Origin of the sequence: Methylophilus sp. VKM B-3414 (assembly GCF_032248435.1) — a bacterium.
GTDB lineage: Bacteria > Pseudomonadota > Gammaproteobacteria > Burkholderiales > Methylophilaceae > Methylophilus > Methylophilus glucosoxydans.
Genome location: NZ_JAVTLI010000004.1, coordinates 66,143 through 80,508, shown reverse-complemented (window position 1 = coordinate 80,508; position 14,366 = coordinate 66,143). Strand labels below are relative to the sequence as shown.

The 14,366-nt window shown below is 55.5% G+C and carries 12 protein-coding genes; 4 read left to right on the top strand and 8 right to left on the bottom strand.

Annotated elements, in window-relative coordinates; genetic code table 11:
- Positions 1-9 precede the first annotated feature (9 nt).
- From Q9292_RS06190 to glyQ, 5 genes are read right to left on the bottom strand one after another with little or no spacing between them, the layout of a single operon-like run.
- Positions 10-723 carry a SprT family zinc-dependent metalloprotease gene (locus Q9292_RS06190; RefSeq protein WP_313986023.1) on the bottom strand — a complete coding sequence of 238 codons (714 nt, stop codon included), beginning with the start codon at positions 721-723 and terminating at the stop codon, positions 10-12.
- Complete coding sequence (locus Q9292_RS06185) at positions 720-1,433, bottom strand: lysophospholipid acyltransferase family protein (protein ID WP_313986020.1); 714 nt, start codon at positions 1,431-1,433, stop codon at positions 720-722. Before Q9292_RS06185 ends, Q9292_RS06190 begins: the two co-directional genes overlap by 4 nt.
- The gene (gene gmhB / locus Q9292_RS06180; protein ID WP_194749307.1) at positions 1,433-1,975 is read right to left on the bottom strand and encodes a D-glycero-beta-D-manno-heptose 1,7-bisphosphate 7-phosphatase; all 543 of its coding nucleotides are present in this window, start codon (positions 1,973-1,975) and stop codon (positions 1,433-1,435) included. Before gmhB ends, Q9292_RS06185 begins: the two co-directional genes overlap by 1 nt.
- A 21-nt stretch (positions 1,976-1,996) precedes the next feature.
- Positions 1,997-4,096, bottom strand: a complete 2,100-nt coding sequence (gene glyS / locus Q9292_RS06175) for a glycine--tRNA ligase subunit beta (RefSeq protein WP_313986017.1) — start codon at positions 4,094-4,096, stop codon at positions 1,997-1,999.
- Complete coding sequence (gene glyQ / locus Q9292_RS06170) at positions 4,093-5,037, bottom strand: glycine--tRNA ligase subunit alpha (RefSeq protein WP_275356646.1); 945 nt, start codon at positions 5,035-5,037, stop codon at positions 4,093-4,095. The genes glyS and glyQ overlap by 4 nt, the downstream gene beginning before the upstream one ends.
- Positions 5,038-5,208: 171 nt before the next feature.
- On the opposite strand from glyQ, the gene Q9292_RS06165 reads away from it, so the two are divergent.
- The 4 genes from Q9292_RS06165 to Q9292_RS06150 all read left to right on the top strand — a co-directional run bounded on the left by Q9292_RS06165 (position 5,209) and on the right by Q9292_RS06150 (position 11,164).
- On the top strand, positions 5,209-5,646 hold the full coding sequence (locus Q9292_RS06165; RefSeq protein ID WP_313986013.1) for a hypothetical protein: 438 nt from the start codon (positions 5,209-5,211) through the stop codon (positions 5,644-5,646).
- 63 nt (positions 5,647-5,709) lie between these two features.
- The gene (locus Q9292_RS06160; RefSeq protein WP_313986010.1) at positions 5,710-7,002 is read left to right on the top strand and encodes a TolC family protein; all 1,293 of its coding nucleotides are present in this window, start codon (positions 5,710-5,712) and stop codon (positions 7,000-7,002) included.
- Positions 6,999-8,087: an efflux RND transporter periplasmic adaptor subunit gene (locus tag Q9292_RS06155; RefSeq protein WP_313986007.1), complete on the top strand. Its 1,089-nt coding sequence runs from the start codon at positions 6,999-7,001 to the stop codon at positions 8,085-8,087. The genes Q9292_RS06160 and Q9292_RS06155 overlap by 4 nt, the downstream gene beginning before the upstream one ends.
- A 2-nt stretch (positions 8,088-8,089) precedes the next feature.
- Complete coding sequence (locus Q9292_RS06150; protein ID WP_313986004.1) at positions 8,090-11,164, top strand: CusA/CzcA family heavy metal efflux RND transporter; 3,075 nt, start codon at positions 8,090-8,092, stop codon at positions 11,162-11,164.
- Between the two features lie 496 nt (positions 11,165-11,660).
- Here the strand turns inward: Q9292_RS06150 and lnt are convergent, their stop codons facing one another.
- The 3 genes from lnt to Q9292_RS06135 are packed head-to-tail and all read right to left on the bottom strand — an operon-like array spanning position 11,661 to position 14,364.
- Positions 11,661-13,139: an apolipoprotein N-acyltransferase gene (gene lnt, locus Q9292_RS06145; RefSeq protein WP_313986001.1), complete on the bottom strand. Its 1,479-nt coding sequence runs from the start codon at positions 13,137-13,139 to the stop codon at positions 11,661-11,663.
- The gene (locus tag Q9292_RS06140) at positions 13,130-13,981 is read right to left on the bottom strand and encodes a ChbG/HpnK family deacetylase (RefSeq protein ID WP_313985998.1); all 852 of its coding nucleotides are present in this window, start codon (positions 13,979-13,981) and stop codon (positions 13,130-13,132) included. The genes lnt and Q9292_RS06140 overlap by 10 nt, the downstream gene beginning before the upstream one ends.
- The gene (locus tag Q9292_RS06135) at positions 13,978-14,364 is read right to left on the bottom strand and encodes a GtrA family protein (RefSeq protein WP_275356639.1); all 387 of its coding nucleotides are present in this window, start codon (positions 14,362-14,364) and stop codon (positions 13,978-13,980) included. Before Q9292_RS06135 ends, Q9292_RS06140 begins: the two co-directional genes overlap by 4 nt.
- Between the last annotated feature and the right edge of the window lie 2 nt (positions 14,365-14,366).

The window sequence follows — 14,366 nt, the reverse complement described above, 5'->3', positions numbered from 1 at the left end:
CCTGATGAATCAAGCCATGCGATGCAGGATAGGCGACAGGGCCTTTAACGCTTTCTCAGCATGTTCGTATTGCGGAAACAAACTGGCCTGCACCGCATAAAATCTGGCTGAATGATTCATTTCTTTCAGATGCGCCATTTCATGGCACACCACATATTGAATCACATGCGGCGGCGCCTGGATCAAGCGCCAGTTCAGGCGAATCTGCTTGCGGCTATTGCAACTGCCCCAGCGGGACTTGGCATTGGAAAGTCCGACACCGCTCACCTGCTCGCCCATCTGGGCGGCAATCAAAGCAACGCGGCGTTTAAAATCAGGCAAAGCCTGCTGCGCATACCATTGCAGCACTTTGCGCGCGACCCAATCGGGATTGTTGATATAAGGTGAACGGACCAGCAACTTGTCACCTTCGAGCGTGACTGCCTTACTGGTGGGATGCGCAACCAGGGTCAGCACAATATCCTGGCCCATAAACAACAGCGGCTCACCATCCAGCCATTGCATGGGGGCCACCTGATTAGCCTCACGTAGGGCCAGCTTTTGCTGTATCCAGCTGGATTTTTCCTGCAAAACTTGCTGCAATTGCGAGGCAGAAATGCGCTTGGGCGCATGGACCACCAAGCCCTCGGCCGTGATTTTAAGGCCTATGGTTCTACGTGCCCGCAGATCCAGCTGGTAAGCAATCGTTTGCCCGTTAGGCAGTTGCAACTGCTGCGTGATCACAGATGCTGCATCTCCGTTTCAATCCATGTTTCGACTTGCTGATTCAGTGCATCCGGCTTGAGGCCGTTGGTGGCGATGGCTGGACCGATCACCACCTGAATCACGCCTGGATATTTAAGGATGGAGTTTTTACGCCAGTAGCGGCCTGCATTGTGCGCCACCGGCAACACCGCGGTTTGGGTATGGCTCGCCAACCAGGCGCCACCAATATGATACTTGGCGCGGGCACCGGGGGCGGTGCGTGTGCCTTCCGGAAAAATGACTACCCACAAGCCACGCTTGAGCCGGTCTTTGCCGTGATTCACTAATTTCTTCAGCGCTTCGCGGCCACTGCTGCGGTCAATCGGAATCGAACCCACCGCCCACAAACCCCAGCCAAAAAACGGGATCATCAGCAACTCTCTTTTGAGCACCCACACTTGCGGTGGCAAAATGGTTTGCAGGGCAATGGTCTCCCAGGCAGATTGATGTTTTGCCAGAATAATACTGGGCGTGGCCGGGATATGCTCGCGGCCACTGACTGCATAACGCAGATTGCAGGTGACCTTCAGCCACCACATCACCGCATGCGCCCAACCACTGACCCAGCGTGAACGCGTCACCGCGGGCAGCGGAATCAGCAAGATTGCCAACAATGAAAATGGAATGGTCAGCACAAACAGGCCAACATAAAACAGCCAGGCCCGCAGATACAGCAGCACGGTTTGCATTACTTGTCCCCGGCGATGATGTGCTGTACCGCAGCGGCCAAATCAGCCACCACAATCGTGTTTGCAGGCACTTCGGACAAGTTATAGGTTTCTTCGCCCTTGCCGGTGCGGACCAGGTAAGGCTGGCAACCGGCTTTGGCGAAGGCCTGCAAGTCTCGCAAGGCATCGCCCACGCCTGGCACTTTGGTCAGCTCGACATTAAAACGGCGGCTGATTTCTTCCAGCATGCCGGTCTTGGGCTTGCGGCAGTCACAATGGGCATCGGCCGCATGTGGGCAATAAAAGACGGCGTCAATACGGCCACCAACTTGCGCCAAGGCTTTGTGCATTTTGTCGTGGATGGCATTGAGCGTGGCCATATCAAAATAACCGCGCGCGATGCCCGACTGATTCGTCGCCACCGCCACCCGGTAGCCATGCTGATTGAGCAGCGCAATCGCCTCCAGGCTCCCCGGAATCGGAATCCATTCGTTAGGATTTTTGATAAAGGTCGCGCTGTCGCGGTTAATCACGCCGTCACGATCAAGAATGACGAGTTTCATGGCTACACTCCTGACGGCTGTTTAGCTGGCCAACTTGGACAAGTCAGCCACACGGTTCATGGCCTGATGCAAGGTCGCCAGCAGTCCCAGACGATTGGCTTTCAAGGCAGGGTCCTCGGCATTCACCATGACCTCATCAAAGAAGGTATCCACCGGCGCCTTAAGCACGGCCAGTGCCTGTAACGAAGCGGTGTAATCGCCTGCTTCAAACAGCTGATCTGCTTTAGGCTTGGTGTCAGCCAGGGCCTGATACAAGGCTTTTTCAGCCGCCTCTTGCAACAAACTGTCGTTCACTTCGGCCTTAACGTCCCCTTCAACTTTCTTAAGGATATTCGACACACGCTTATTGGCAGCCGCCAGCGCAGGCGCTTCTGCCAAATTGGCAAATGCTTGCACGGCACTTAACCGGCGCGGCACTTCTGCCAACTGGTTAGGTGACAAGGACAATACCGCATCCACCTCTTGCGCAGTCGCACCCTGGTCACGCAGGTTTACCGCCAGACGATCAAAGCAGAAAGCCTGGATGGCTTCTGCCACCTCGGCATCCCCATGAAAGACGCTCAGCGTTTGTGCGATTAACTGGTCAAAGGCCAACGGCAAATCGGTTTCCATCAGCATACGCAAAATGCCCAGGGCCTGACGGCGCAAAGCAAACGGGTCTTTATCGCCAGTGGGCTTCTCGCCGATGCTGAATAACCCAACCAGGGTTTCCAGCTTATCGGCCAAGGCCACCACCACACCTACCTGGCTGCGTGGTAACTCATCACCGGCAAAGCGTGGGCGGTAGTGGTCTTCTATCGCATACGCCACGTCATCGGCCAAGCCTTCATGCTGGGCGTAGTAGCGGCCCATAATGCCTTGCAGTTCGGGGAACTCGCCGACCATATCGGTCAGCAGGTCAGCCTTGGACAAGCGCGCGGCTTGTGCCACTTTGGCGACAAAGCCGTCACCGCCGATGTGTTGCGCAATCGCGGTGGCAATCGCCACCACGCGCTCATTGCGCTCGCCTTGCGAGCCGAGCTTGTTGTGGTAAACCACTCTCGCCAAGCCCGCCAGACGGCTTTCCAGCGTCTTTTTGCGGTCCTGGTCAAAGAAGAACTTGGCATCGGCCAGACGCGGACGCACCACGCGCTCATTACCGCCAATCACCTTGCTTGGATCGGCCGGGTTAATATTGGACACAATTAAAAATTTATTTGTCAGCTTGCCATTGGCATCCAGCAGCGGGAAGTATTTCTGGTTGGCCTTCATGGTCAGGATCAGGCACTCTTGCGGCACCGCCAAAAACGCTTCTTCAAACTGGCCCAGCAATACATTCGGACGCTCCACCAGGGCAGTGACCTCATCCAGCAGGTCGTCATCGTCAATCGGCGTCAAGCCTTGCTTTTGAGCAGCGGCTTGCAATTTCTGCACAATCTCTGCACGGCGCGCATCAAAACTCGCAATCACCGCCCCTTCATCCGCCAGTTGTTGCGCATAGGTGTCGGCAGACGTGAGCGTCACCACCGGATTTTTCGCTTCAAAGCGGTGCCCTTGCGTGGTGTTGCCTGCCGTCAACCCCAGGGTTGAAATCGGCACGACGGTATCGCCATGCAAGGCGACCAAGCCATGCGCCGGCCGCACAAAATGAACACTTTCCCAGCCATCATTGATCTGGTAAGTCATCACTTTGGGAATAGGCAATTTGGCTAGCGTTTCATCCAGCGCTTTTTGCAAGCCTTCTTGCAAGGTCGCCCCCGCTTGGGTGGCATCCAGAAACAGAATATCGGCCTTGCCATCGTGCTCCTTGCGCAATTTGGCAACCGCGCTTTCATTCTCGCCCAAGGCCTGCAACTTCTTCACTAATGCCGGCGTTGCATGCCCGTTGGCATCAAGACCAACGGTTGCTGGCATCAGTTTCTGCGCGACTTGCTTGTCCGCCGCTTTTTCGGATACCTGTGTGATATGTGCGGCTAAACGACGGGGTGACGCAAAGGAGGTGACTACACTGCCTTCTGCCACCAGGCCAGAAGCTTTCAAGCTCTCGGCCAGCACACTACTAAACGACTCGCCCAGTTTTTTCAGTGCTTTGGGCGGCAGCTCTTCTACAAATAATTCAACTAACAGATTGCGGGTACTCATGCGGCGGCTTTCTTGTTTTGTTCGGCTTGTTCGCTTTCCAGTTTGGCGATGACTTCATCCGCCCAGGCTTTAGGCGCCATCGGGAAGCCCAGACGGGCGCGACTATCGAGATAGCTGGCGGCCACGGCGCGCGCCAGGTTGCGGATACGGCCAATATAAGCGGCACGCTCGGTGACGGAAATGGCACCGCGCGCATCCAGCAGGTTAAACGTATGCGCGGCTTTGAGCACTTGCTCGTACGCTGGCAGCGCGAGCTTCACCTCCATCAAATGCTTGGCCTGTTTCTCATGTGCATTAAAGGCCGTGAACAGGAAATCCGCATCAGAATGCTCAAAGTTATAAGTCGATTGTTCCACTTCATTCTGGTGGAATACATCACCGTATTTCACGCCGGGCGAGTATTCGAGGTCATAGACGTTTTCCACGCCTTGCAGGTACATGGCCAACCGCTCCAGACCGTAGGTAATCTCACCGGTGATCGGTTTGCAGTTAATACCGCCTACTTGCTGAAAATAGGTGAATTGCGTCACTTCCATGCCGTTGAGCCAGACTTCCCAGCCCAGCCCCCAAGCGCCCAGCGTCGGGTTTTCCCAATCATCTTCGACAAAACGGATATCGTTTTCTTTCAGATTAAACCCCAGTGCCTCAAGTGAGCCGAGGTAGAGCTCCAGGATATTGGCCGGGGCGGGCTTCAGTACCACCTGAAATTGGTAGTAATGCTGCAAACGGTTTGGGTTTTCGCCATAGCGACCATCTTTGGGGCGGCGGCTAGGCTGCACATAGGCGGCTTTCCAGGGCTCAGGGCCCAAGGCGCGCAAAAAGGTTGCGGTGTGGCTGGTACCAGCGCCCACTTCCATATCGTAAGGTTGCAACAAAGTGCAGCCTTGTTTGTCCCAGTATTCCTGAAGCTTTAAAATAATTTGCTGAAAGGTCAGTACCATGACGCCTGATCCATATAAATGTAAAACCAATATTTTACCTGATTCAGCCCGGGTAAAGAAATTGCATTCAGGCCTTGTCCAGCTACCTGGCAGCCCCATTTGAAGAGTTGAATGCTTTTTTTACGGCTTTTTGCGATTGTGGCATTCACTGAATTTTGTTAGATTGAGAAGATGAACACTTATCGCACATGGGTATTGTTGTTGACGCTATGGTTTGCCTTGCTGCAAACCGTCGCGCCGCTCATGCACGCCCATGCTGCTGGCGATACCGCGGCGGATGACGGTCCGCACATGCACATGGTTGATATCCCCGCCCTGCATACTCAGGCCGAAGCTTCCAAGCACCCTTTTCACTGGCATGTACACTCCAACAAATCGCATGGTCAAATCATCGGCTTAGGCCAAGCCATCAGCGAAAGCAATCCGCTGTCATCACTGATAGATGCCTATGCCAGCTTTTGGCTGCCCGCCGCCATTTTGCCCGCACTACTGTTGCTGGCAATCGCGCTGCAACGATCTGAAAAACCTTTTGAGCGACACCGTCAGGAACGCGCTCCGTCCAGTCTCACTCTCGCCTGCCACGCCCCACGCGCACCGCCTTACGCCTGAATAAATACGCGTAGCACCGGTTGGCATTAGCCATCCGTTTGCCTGTTTTATTCAGGAGTCTCTATGTTTCATTTAGTTAGGGGAGTCAACCGCTCCCTGCTGATCGCCTGGCTTGCCGCCTGCGGCGTCTGGCTTGCGCAACCAGCGCTGGCCGAGAAATTGCCCGCCAGTGTCGCCCAGCATCCTACCGAGCACGAAGATACCGTGGCACTCAATGCACGCCTGTCACTGCACGAGGTTTTGCAGCAGGTGGTGGCCATTCACCCGCAACAAGCCTTGCTGGCCGCGCATCAGCAAATGGTCAACGCACGCAAAATCATGGCAAAAAGCTGGTTGCCCCTGGCACCTAGCGTCGGTTTCTCTCATCAAAACGATGCCTGGCTGAGTGATCGCGATGAGCGCGAATGGCAAGCACAAATGCAAATCCCGATCTGGCTACCGGGGCAACGCGAAGCGCGTAGCCAGGTGGCCAGTTTGGCTGATAACAGCCTGTCACAGGACCAGGCCAGCCTGCAACAGCTGGCGGCAGACTTGTTGCGCAATGCAGTTTGGGAGATTGCCATGCGCCGTAATGAGTTGCGTCTGGCAGAAAGCAGACGCGACACCTTGCGCAGCATTGCCGAGGATGTGCAAAAACGCTTTCGGGCGGGAGAAGTGGCCAAACTCGAGGTGATGCAAACCAGCCAGGAAACCTTGCAGGCTGAGCGCTTGTGGATCACGGCCCAGGCAGAACTCATGCATGCGCAATTTCGCTACCAGCAGTTGACCGGCCTGAATGAAATGCCAGCCCGCCTCGAAGAATCCCTCTCCAGCCGTGAAGGCTATACAGAATCCCCGTTTTGGCTGGCAGCCCAAGCAAAAGTCAAGCTGGCAGAAGGGCAGCGTGACCTGACCATGATAGAGCAGCGGCAAAACCCGACGCTCACGGTGAATACGCGCACCATACAGGGTGGTTTTGATAGCAAATTCAATGGCAGCATGGGGCTTTATGTCAACATCCCGCTGCAAAGCGAAGTGCAGCGTGCGCCCCTGATTGCCAATGCAGAACAAAATATCGGCGATGCCCGCATGCAACTGGAAACCCTGCGCCGCCAGCTCGAAAACAGCCTGCACGAGGCTGAGCACAACCTGCATGTCAGCCGCCAGGAGCTCGCCGTGATCGAGCAACAACAAGCCATCGCCAGTGAAAATTTTGCGCTGGCACGCAAAGCCTATCGGCTGGGCGAGCTTGACCTCAACCAATTATTACGCCTGCAACTGCTGGCTTTTGAAGCTGAACGCAGTTTGAGCAGCCAGCAACTTCAAGTGCAATGGAATATCGCCAAATACAATCAGGCCGTAGGAGTCCTCCCATGAAAAAAATACTGTTATTCACGCTCGCGGCTTGCCTGTCGTTGAACACCCTGGCGGCCACACGCTTGCCACTGACCGCGTCACAACTGCAGCAAATGCAGGTGCAATGGGGGCCGTTGAAAGCCCAGCAAACCGGTCTTTCTGCCAGCTATCCCGCAGAAGTCGTCTTGCCGCCCACGCAAACACGCGTGGTCACCGCGCCACAAGCCGGCCTGATTACCAAACTGAATGTCAGTGTCGGCGATAGTGTGAAACAAGGCCAGGTCATCGGCCAGCTCAGCAGCCCAGACCTGATCGCCTTGCAAAGCAATTATCTGCAAGCAGAAACCCAGGCCAGACTGCATGAACAAGCCCTCAAACGTGACCAGGAATTATTCAAGGACGGCATTATTGCCCAGCGCCGGATGCAGGAAACCCAAAGCGCCTATGAAACCAGCCAGGCGCTCATGCATGAGCGGCAACAAACCCTCAAGCTGTCTGGCCTGAGCGAAACGCAAATCCATCAGCTGGCGCAAAAACGCAGCATGCAAAACGGCATGGTCATTATTGCGCCTATCAGCGGCCAAATCATGGATCAGCAGCAATCCGTAGGTGCACGCGTGGACATGGCCATGCCGATTTTCACGATCATGAATCCTAAGCCGTTATGGCTGATGATGCAGCTGCCGATGACTCAGGCCAGCACACTGACGCCTGGCACAGCCGTCAAATTGCCCAAGTTGAGGCTGAGCGCCAAAGTTGAAACCGTGTTGCGCAAGCTCAACAAAAACAACCAAACAACGCAAGTCCGTGCCGTGATTAGCGAAGGCGCCGAGCAACTGTCTATCGGGCAAATCGTAGATGTGGCGCTGGTTGAGCATACGACACAACACAGTTTTGCCGTGCCGAGAACGGCGGTGGCCCGCCAGGGCGAACAGGCCCTGATTTTTGTGCAACAAGCCAACGGCGTGACCGTCATGCCCGTCAACATTCTGCTGGAAGAAGACCAACAGCTCATTATCAAAGCCGATTTAACCGGCAATGAGCGTATCGCCACGCATGGCGTAGCCGCCTTAAAAGGTTATTGGCTGGGCATGGGGGGAGAATAAGCATGCTGAACTGGCTCATTGAAACCTCGCTCAAGCAGCGGCTACTGGTGTGCGTGTTTGCGATCGGCCTGCTGTTCGCAGGCTGGACCGCTTATCAGACCATTGCCATTGACGCCTTCCCGGATGTCTCTTCGACGCAAGTCAAAATTATCATCAAATCACCGGGCATGACGCCGGAAGAAGTTGAGACGCGGATTACCGCACCGATTGAAGTCGAGATGCTGGGCATCCCCAAACAAACCAGTTTACGCGCGGTGGCGAAATATGCCCTGACCGACATCACCATCGACTTTGAAGACGGCACCGATATCTACTGGGCGCGACAGCAAGTCACCGAGCGGCTCAACAATGCCTGGCCCAACTTGCCCGCCGAGATTTCTGGCGGCATCGCCCCCATGACCACTCCGCTCGGCGAAATGTTCATGTTCACCATTGAATCGGACACGCTCAGCCTGCAGGAAAAGCGCTCGCTCCTGGACTGGGTGATTCGTCCACGTTTGCGCACCGTGCCTGGCGTGGCCGATGTCAATGCCCTGGGTGGACTGGTGCGCAGCTTTGAAATCGTGCCGGATAACACCAAGCTGCAGGCACGTGGCGTCGCCTTGAGCGAGCTGCAACAAGCCATCAGCGAAAACAACCGCAATGATGGTGCAGGCCGCCTCAAGGATGGCGAAGAATCTTTACTGGTACGTGCTGAAGGCGCTTTTAAGACGCTGGATGATGTGCGCCATACCGTGCTCAAAGGTCACCAGGGCAGCCCCATACGCATCGCGGATGTTGCCGAAGTCCGCATCGGGGAATTGACACGTTACGGTGCCGTCAGCCGTAATGGTAAAGGTGAAGCGGTGGAAGGCCTGGTGTTGGGCTTAAGGGGCGCGAACGCCAGACAAGTGGTGGAAGGCGTACGTGCCAAACTGGATGAAATCGCCCCCACCCTCCCCAAGGGCGTCACCATTCATGTGTTTTATGACCGTGGCAATCTGGTCGAACACGCAGTGCACACGGTGAACAAGGCGCTGATGGAAGCGGTAGTGCTGGTGCTGATTTTACTGGTACTGTTTTTAGGCAACCTGCGTGCAGCGCTCACGGTCGCCTGTGCCTTGCCCCTGGCCATGCTCGCCACCTTTTGGCTGATGCAGCACTATGGCATGTCAGCCAATCTCATGTCATTGGGGGGCCTTGCCATCGCCATTGGCATGTTGGTCGACTCTGCCGTGGTGGTGGTCGAAAACATCGTCGAACATCTGGCGCACAACCCAGCCTCACCCACCACAGATAAACTCGGCATCATTCTCGCGGCCATGCGCGAGGTCAGTGTGCCTGTCAGTGCCGGCATGATCATCATCATGACCGTCTTCCTCCCCTTGCTCAGTCTGCAGGGGCTGGAAGGCAAGCTGTTTGCGCCGGTGGCGCTGAGCATTATGTTCGCTCTCGGTTCATCGTTGTTGCTATCGCTCACCATTATTCCGGTACTGGCCTCGTTCCTCATCCGCGACCAGGCCAACGAAGAGCCATGGTTGATCCGGCACCTCAATCACTGGTATGCCAGCGCACTGAACACGGCCATGCAACATAAGCGCCCTGTGCTTTTAGCCGCGGTTATCCTGCTGGTGCTCACCGGCGCAGTCTATCCGCTGATCGGCAAAACCTTTATGCCCACCATGGATGAAGGCGACATCATCATCGGCACCGAAAAACTGCCTTCTATCTCCCTGCAACAAAGCATCGCAACAGATAATCATCTGCAACAAACCCTGCTACAACAAGTGCCAGAACTCGAAGGCGTTTACTCCAGGGCGGGCGCTGACGAACTGGGCCTGGACCCGATGGGCGTGAATCAGACCGATAATTTTCTGGCGCTCAAACCGCGTGACCAATGGCAAGTGCCAGACAAAGCCACGCTGATCGAAAAGCTGCGCCAGGTCATGCACAGCATTCCTGGCCTGGATTACAACTTCACGCAACCGATCGAAATGCGCGTAAACGAAATGATCCTCGGTGTGCGTGGTGATTTGGCGCTCAAAATCTTTGGGACAGACCTCAACGTACTCGACCAGAAAGCGCAGCAAATCATCAAAGTGCTCGAATCCATCCCGGGCAATCAAGATGTCTATACCCCGCAAAACAGTGGCGTGCAATATTTGCAAATCAAGATAGACCGCGTCGCCGCCGGCCGACTCGGCCTCAGCGTGGCGGACATCAACACCCTGCTGCAAAGCCAGCTCGAAGGCAAATTGCTGGGCATCGTGCTGGAAGGCAACCGCCGCACCCCAATCTTGCTACGCGGCAGCCAGATCGTGCGCGAATCCGCCGCCGACTTCAGCCAGCTCATGCTGGCGCTGCCACAAGGCGATACCGTCCCCCTTTCCAGTGTCGCCCACGTCGTGCGCGAAGAAGGCCCGGTCAAGATAGACCGCGAACGCGGCAACCGCATGGTCGTCGTCACCGCCAATGTCAAAGGGCGCGATCTGGTCAGCTTTGTAGAAGAAGCCAAGCAAAAAGTGGCACAGCAAGTAACGCTACCCGAAGGCTACTGGCTGAAATGGGGCGGCCAGTTTGAAAACCAGCAACGTGCCGCCGCACGGCTTAGCATCGTCATCCCGATTGCGGTCACACTGATTGCCCTGCTGCTGTTCATGACCTTCGGCTCCCTGCCAAAAGCCCTGCTCATACTCGCCAACATCCCATTCGCCATGATCGGTGGCGTATTCGCACTGTGGCTGTCAGGTGAATACCTGTCTGTCCCAGCCTCGGTCGGCTTTATCGCGCTGCTAGGGATCGCCGTACTAAATGGCGTCGTCATGGTCAGTCACTTCCAACACCTGGCCGAACAAGGGATGGCCGCCAGCCTCATCGCCTACGAAGGCGCCAAACGCCGCCTGCGGCCAGTACTCATGACCGCCAGCATCACCGCCTTTGGCTTGATTCCCTTATTGTTTGCCACCGGACCAGGCGCTGAGATTCAACGGCCATTAGCCATTGTGGTGATTGGTGGCCTCATCACAGCGACATTTTTGACATTGTTTGTCTTGCCGATTTTGTATCAGCACTTTTTTGGTAGGGAAAAGAGGGGTTAAATGAGCAAGCAATTCTTCTTCGCCTTGATGTTTGGCTGACTAGTCAGGCAATCTTTTCGCCTTTAGACCAGTGACTTCCCTCCAGAAAGTCACCTCGTCCAGCACCGTGTTGCGGCATAGGCTGAGCTTCAGGTGAAGCCGTATTGGCAGCTCTAGCCAAGATGAGTTTCGCGAACGCTTAGCCTCAGTCCGGCAAAGCAATGGACGAAATCCCTAAGCCGAGCACCGCAGGGAATCAGTGGAAGCTGGGGTGCACTTTCTTTTGCTGACTTGTTCTTTGAGCAAGCAAAGAAAAATCACTCGCCGAGTGGCGAAATAGAACATCACAGATTACAAGCAACTATCCGCGTGGGCATCCATGCCCACCCTACTACTCTATCAATCAACCTTGATGTGGACACAGAATGTCGTAAGAATCGCCTCTTAAACCCACGCAGACGTAACTGCGCTAGCGACAAGACTGGTCTACTTCAATCCGCAAACACAAGAGCGAGAATTACCTTCTTACCCTAATCCAGATCAATCCTGCCGCACTCAAGACCAAAAACGCCCAATTCCCCCAAAAAACATAAGGCGTCTTTCCTTGGTAGCTCTGCGCTTCCCCCGTCAATATCACCGCCTCATCATGCGGTGCATGCTGCAATACCTGGCCATTTTTATCGATGATGGCGGTCGCGCCCGTATTGGTGCTGCGCAACACCATCCGCCCGGTTTCAATGGCGCGCACCTGGCTGAATTGCATATGCTGGTCGGCCGCAAACGATTGTCCGTACCAGGCATCGTTGCTGATATTGACCAAGAGCTCGGCTTGCGGCAGTTGCTGGGCAATTTCTTCGCCAAACACGTCTTCATAGCAGATATTGACGCCGACTTTTTGCCCGGCAATCAGCAATGGCTGTTTCGATGTGCCGCGGGATAAATCGCTGAGCGGCATATGCAGCCAGTCACGGTAGATCCAGCCGAACAGGCTTTTAAGCGGAATAAATTCGCCAAAAGGCACCAGGTGGCTTTTGGAATATGACTGTGTGGGAGAGGTGCCCAGGCTGATGGCGCTATTAAAGTACTGGTCTTGTTTGGACTCAACAACGCCCACCAAGAGGTCGCCTTTTTGCTGTACTGCGTGCTGTTTGAGAGCATCGAGATAGCTGGGCGCAAGTTGGTCAAGCAACACTGGCAAGGCGGTTTCGGGCAGCACCATCAGTTGGGCTCGTGTTTGCTGCACCATGTCGAAATACTGACGCAGGGTCTGTTCCGCGTGCTCAGGCGACCATTTGATGGTTTGGCTAATGTTGCCTTGCAGCAAGGCGACCGAGACAGGTTTTCCCGTAGGCTGCGTCCACGGCACCAGTGTCAGCAGGCTGCCGCCTAGCCACAATAGCGCGAGCATGATGAAAGCCGGTTTACGCTGCGGCGTGATAAGCAGGCAAGCAAGACTGGCAGCCCCCAGCATGAGCAAGGCAGAGACGCCATAGATGCCAACGACAGGCAGAAAACCGCTGAGCGGGCTATCTGGGGCCTGACTGTAGCCCAAGGTCAACCAGGGGAACCCCGTAAAAATCCAGCTACGCACCCAGTCGGACAAGGCCCATAGCAGTGGCGCAGACCATAGCAGATGACCGACTTTTTTTGCCAGATAACCCGCGAGGGCCGGGAAAAGCGCCATGAAGGCGCACAGGCAAAAGGTACAAAAACCGGCAAACCACCAGGGCATGCCGCCAAAGGTATGCAGGCTGATATAAATCCAGTAGATACCAACACCGTATAAGCCCAAGCCAAACGCCAGGCCCAGCCTGAACACTTGCGCGGGTGTGGCCGCCTGCTGCCAAATTACCAGCAACGCTGCCAGCGTCAGCCACGGTAGCCAAAACAGGTTAAACGGCGCAAAACCAAACACCGTTAACGCGCCTAACAGACACGAGAGAACGGCTTGTTGCATCAACGAGGCCTGGCTGAGCCAGGCGGTGATTACGCGCATGGCAGGCCTTTCGGGTGGCCTTTGACCGGCTGTAAATCTGCCATCTTAAGCCAGGCTGAAAAATCGGCGGACTGCATGACTTGCCACTCGATCATGCGCGCAATGGCGATGGGGTCCAAGGGATCCACCGTCTGTGTTGGCCGGGCAGGATGGCACATGAGCACAGGTGGCAATTCGTTTTGCCTGACAGGCGCCAGTTGCTTGAGTTGTCTGGCCCATTCTATCCAGTGTGCCTGATAGGCGGCAGCATCGCCCTGAAAATCATAGACGCCTAATAAGACTGGCGAGACCCGGAAACCAGCCGCACTTGCCTGTCGCTGCAAGGCTTGTGCGCCTAGCCAATGAATAATGCGCGCCTTGAGACCGGTTGCTGCTGGCGGGCTGGAAATACGCAACCAGGGACGTTGATCCACGGGCAGATGGCCATAGCGTTGTTGCATGAGTGTGATCAACGATTCGCGGATGACTGGCAACTGGTGCACATGCAAGTGACCATCAATATAATCAGGCGGCGTGTGCAAGGCCGCTTCAAAGGCATCCAGTTGCTGTGTGATATTCGCCGTCACATCTGCAGGGTTGAGCATGCCGCACAGGCTGCGCATGATCAGGACGGGATGTGCAAAGCGTGAGGTGTGCGCGTACTGCGTGAAATCAAGATGCAAGCCGATGTCTGCCAAATTGCGGATGGCCGGCGTGAGATACCCGGCACTCTCTGACCAACGCGGACTCAGGGTCATGCAAGAGGTGGCGGTCAATACGCCGCGCTCGATCAAGGCCAGGATGGCGTCATCAATCTCGGCGGACTGCGCATAATCATCTGCACAAATAATCAGCTGCGTCATGCTTGGCCCTCATGGTGTTGAAACGCCCAAAAGCGGCTGAGCAGCCAGGTGCTTGCCGCGACCATCACCATCACGCAGCCGAGCACCAGCCAGAAAGGCAGCGGCGTATAGTTCAGCCCCAGCCATAACAGGGCCTGATTGCCAAAGAACCCCAATAAGGCCACCGCAAAAAACTTGCAGAATGCCGCCAGATGATTGGCTTGTGTGCCGCGAAAAGACCATAGCCGATGACCGAGGTAACTGACCGGGAATGCGCATAAAAAGCCGATCCAATTCGCCTGTGCCGGTGACAGGCCCCAGGCATGGGCCAGTAGCGCCATGACATAATGGACGGCGGCCGCGAAGGCACCAACACTGACAAACCCGAGTACCGAGGCACGCATGG

Excerpts from the sequence above, each read along its gene's own strand:
- gmhB (WP_194749307.1), bottom strand. The coding sequence starts at position 1,975 with ATGAAACTCGTCATTCTTGATCGTGACGGCGTGATTAACCGCGACAGC.
- Q9292_RS06185 (WP_313986020.1), bottom strand. The coding sequence starts at position 1,433 with ATGCAAACCGTGCTGCTGTATCTGCGGGCCTGGCTGTTTTATGTTGGC.
- Q9292_RS06160 (WP_313986010.1), top strand. The coding sequence starts at position 5,710 with ATGTTTCATTTAGTTAGGGGAGTCAACCGCTCCCTGCTGATCGCCTGG.
- Q9292_RS06140 (WP_313985998.1), bottom strand. The coding sequence starts at position 13,981 with ATGACGCAGCTGATTATTTGTGCAGATGATTATGCGCAGTCCGCCGAG.
- Q9292_RS06135 (WP_275356639.1), bottom strand. The coding sequence starts at position 14,364 with ATGCGTGCCTCGGTACTCGGGTTTGTCAGTGTTGGTGCCTTCGCGGCC.
- glyS (WP_313986017.1), bottom strand. The coding sequence starts at position 4,096 with ATGAGTACCCGCAATCTGTTAGTTGAATTATTTGTAGAAGAGCTGCCG.
- Q9292_RS06155 (WP_313986007.1), top strand. The coding sequence starts at position 6,999 with ATGAAAAAAATACTGTTATTCACGCTCGCGGCTTGCCTGTCGTTGAAC.
- lnt (WP_313986001.1), bottom strand. The coding sequence starts at position 13,139 with ATGCGCGTAATCACCGCCTGGCTCAGCCAGGCCTCGTTGATGCAACAA.
- Q9292_RS06165 (WP_313986013.1), top strand. The coding sequence starts at position 5,209 with ATGAACACTTATCGCACATGGGTATTGTTGTTGACGCTATGGTTTGCC.
- Q9292_RS06150 (WP_313986004.1), top strand. The coding sequence starts at position 8,090 with ATGCTGAACTGGCTCATTGAAACCTCGCTCAAGCAGCGGCTACTGGTG.
- glyQ (WP_275356646.1), bottom strand. The coding sequence starts at position 5,037 with ATGGTACTGACCTTTCAGCAAATTATTTTAAAGCTTCAGGAATACTGG.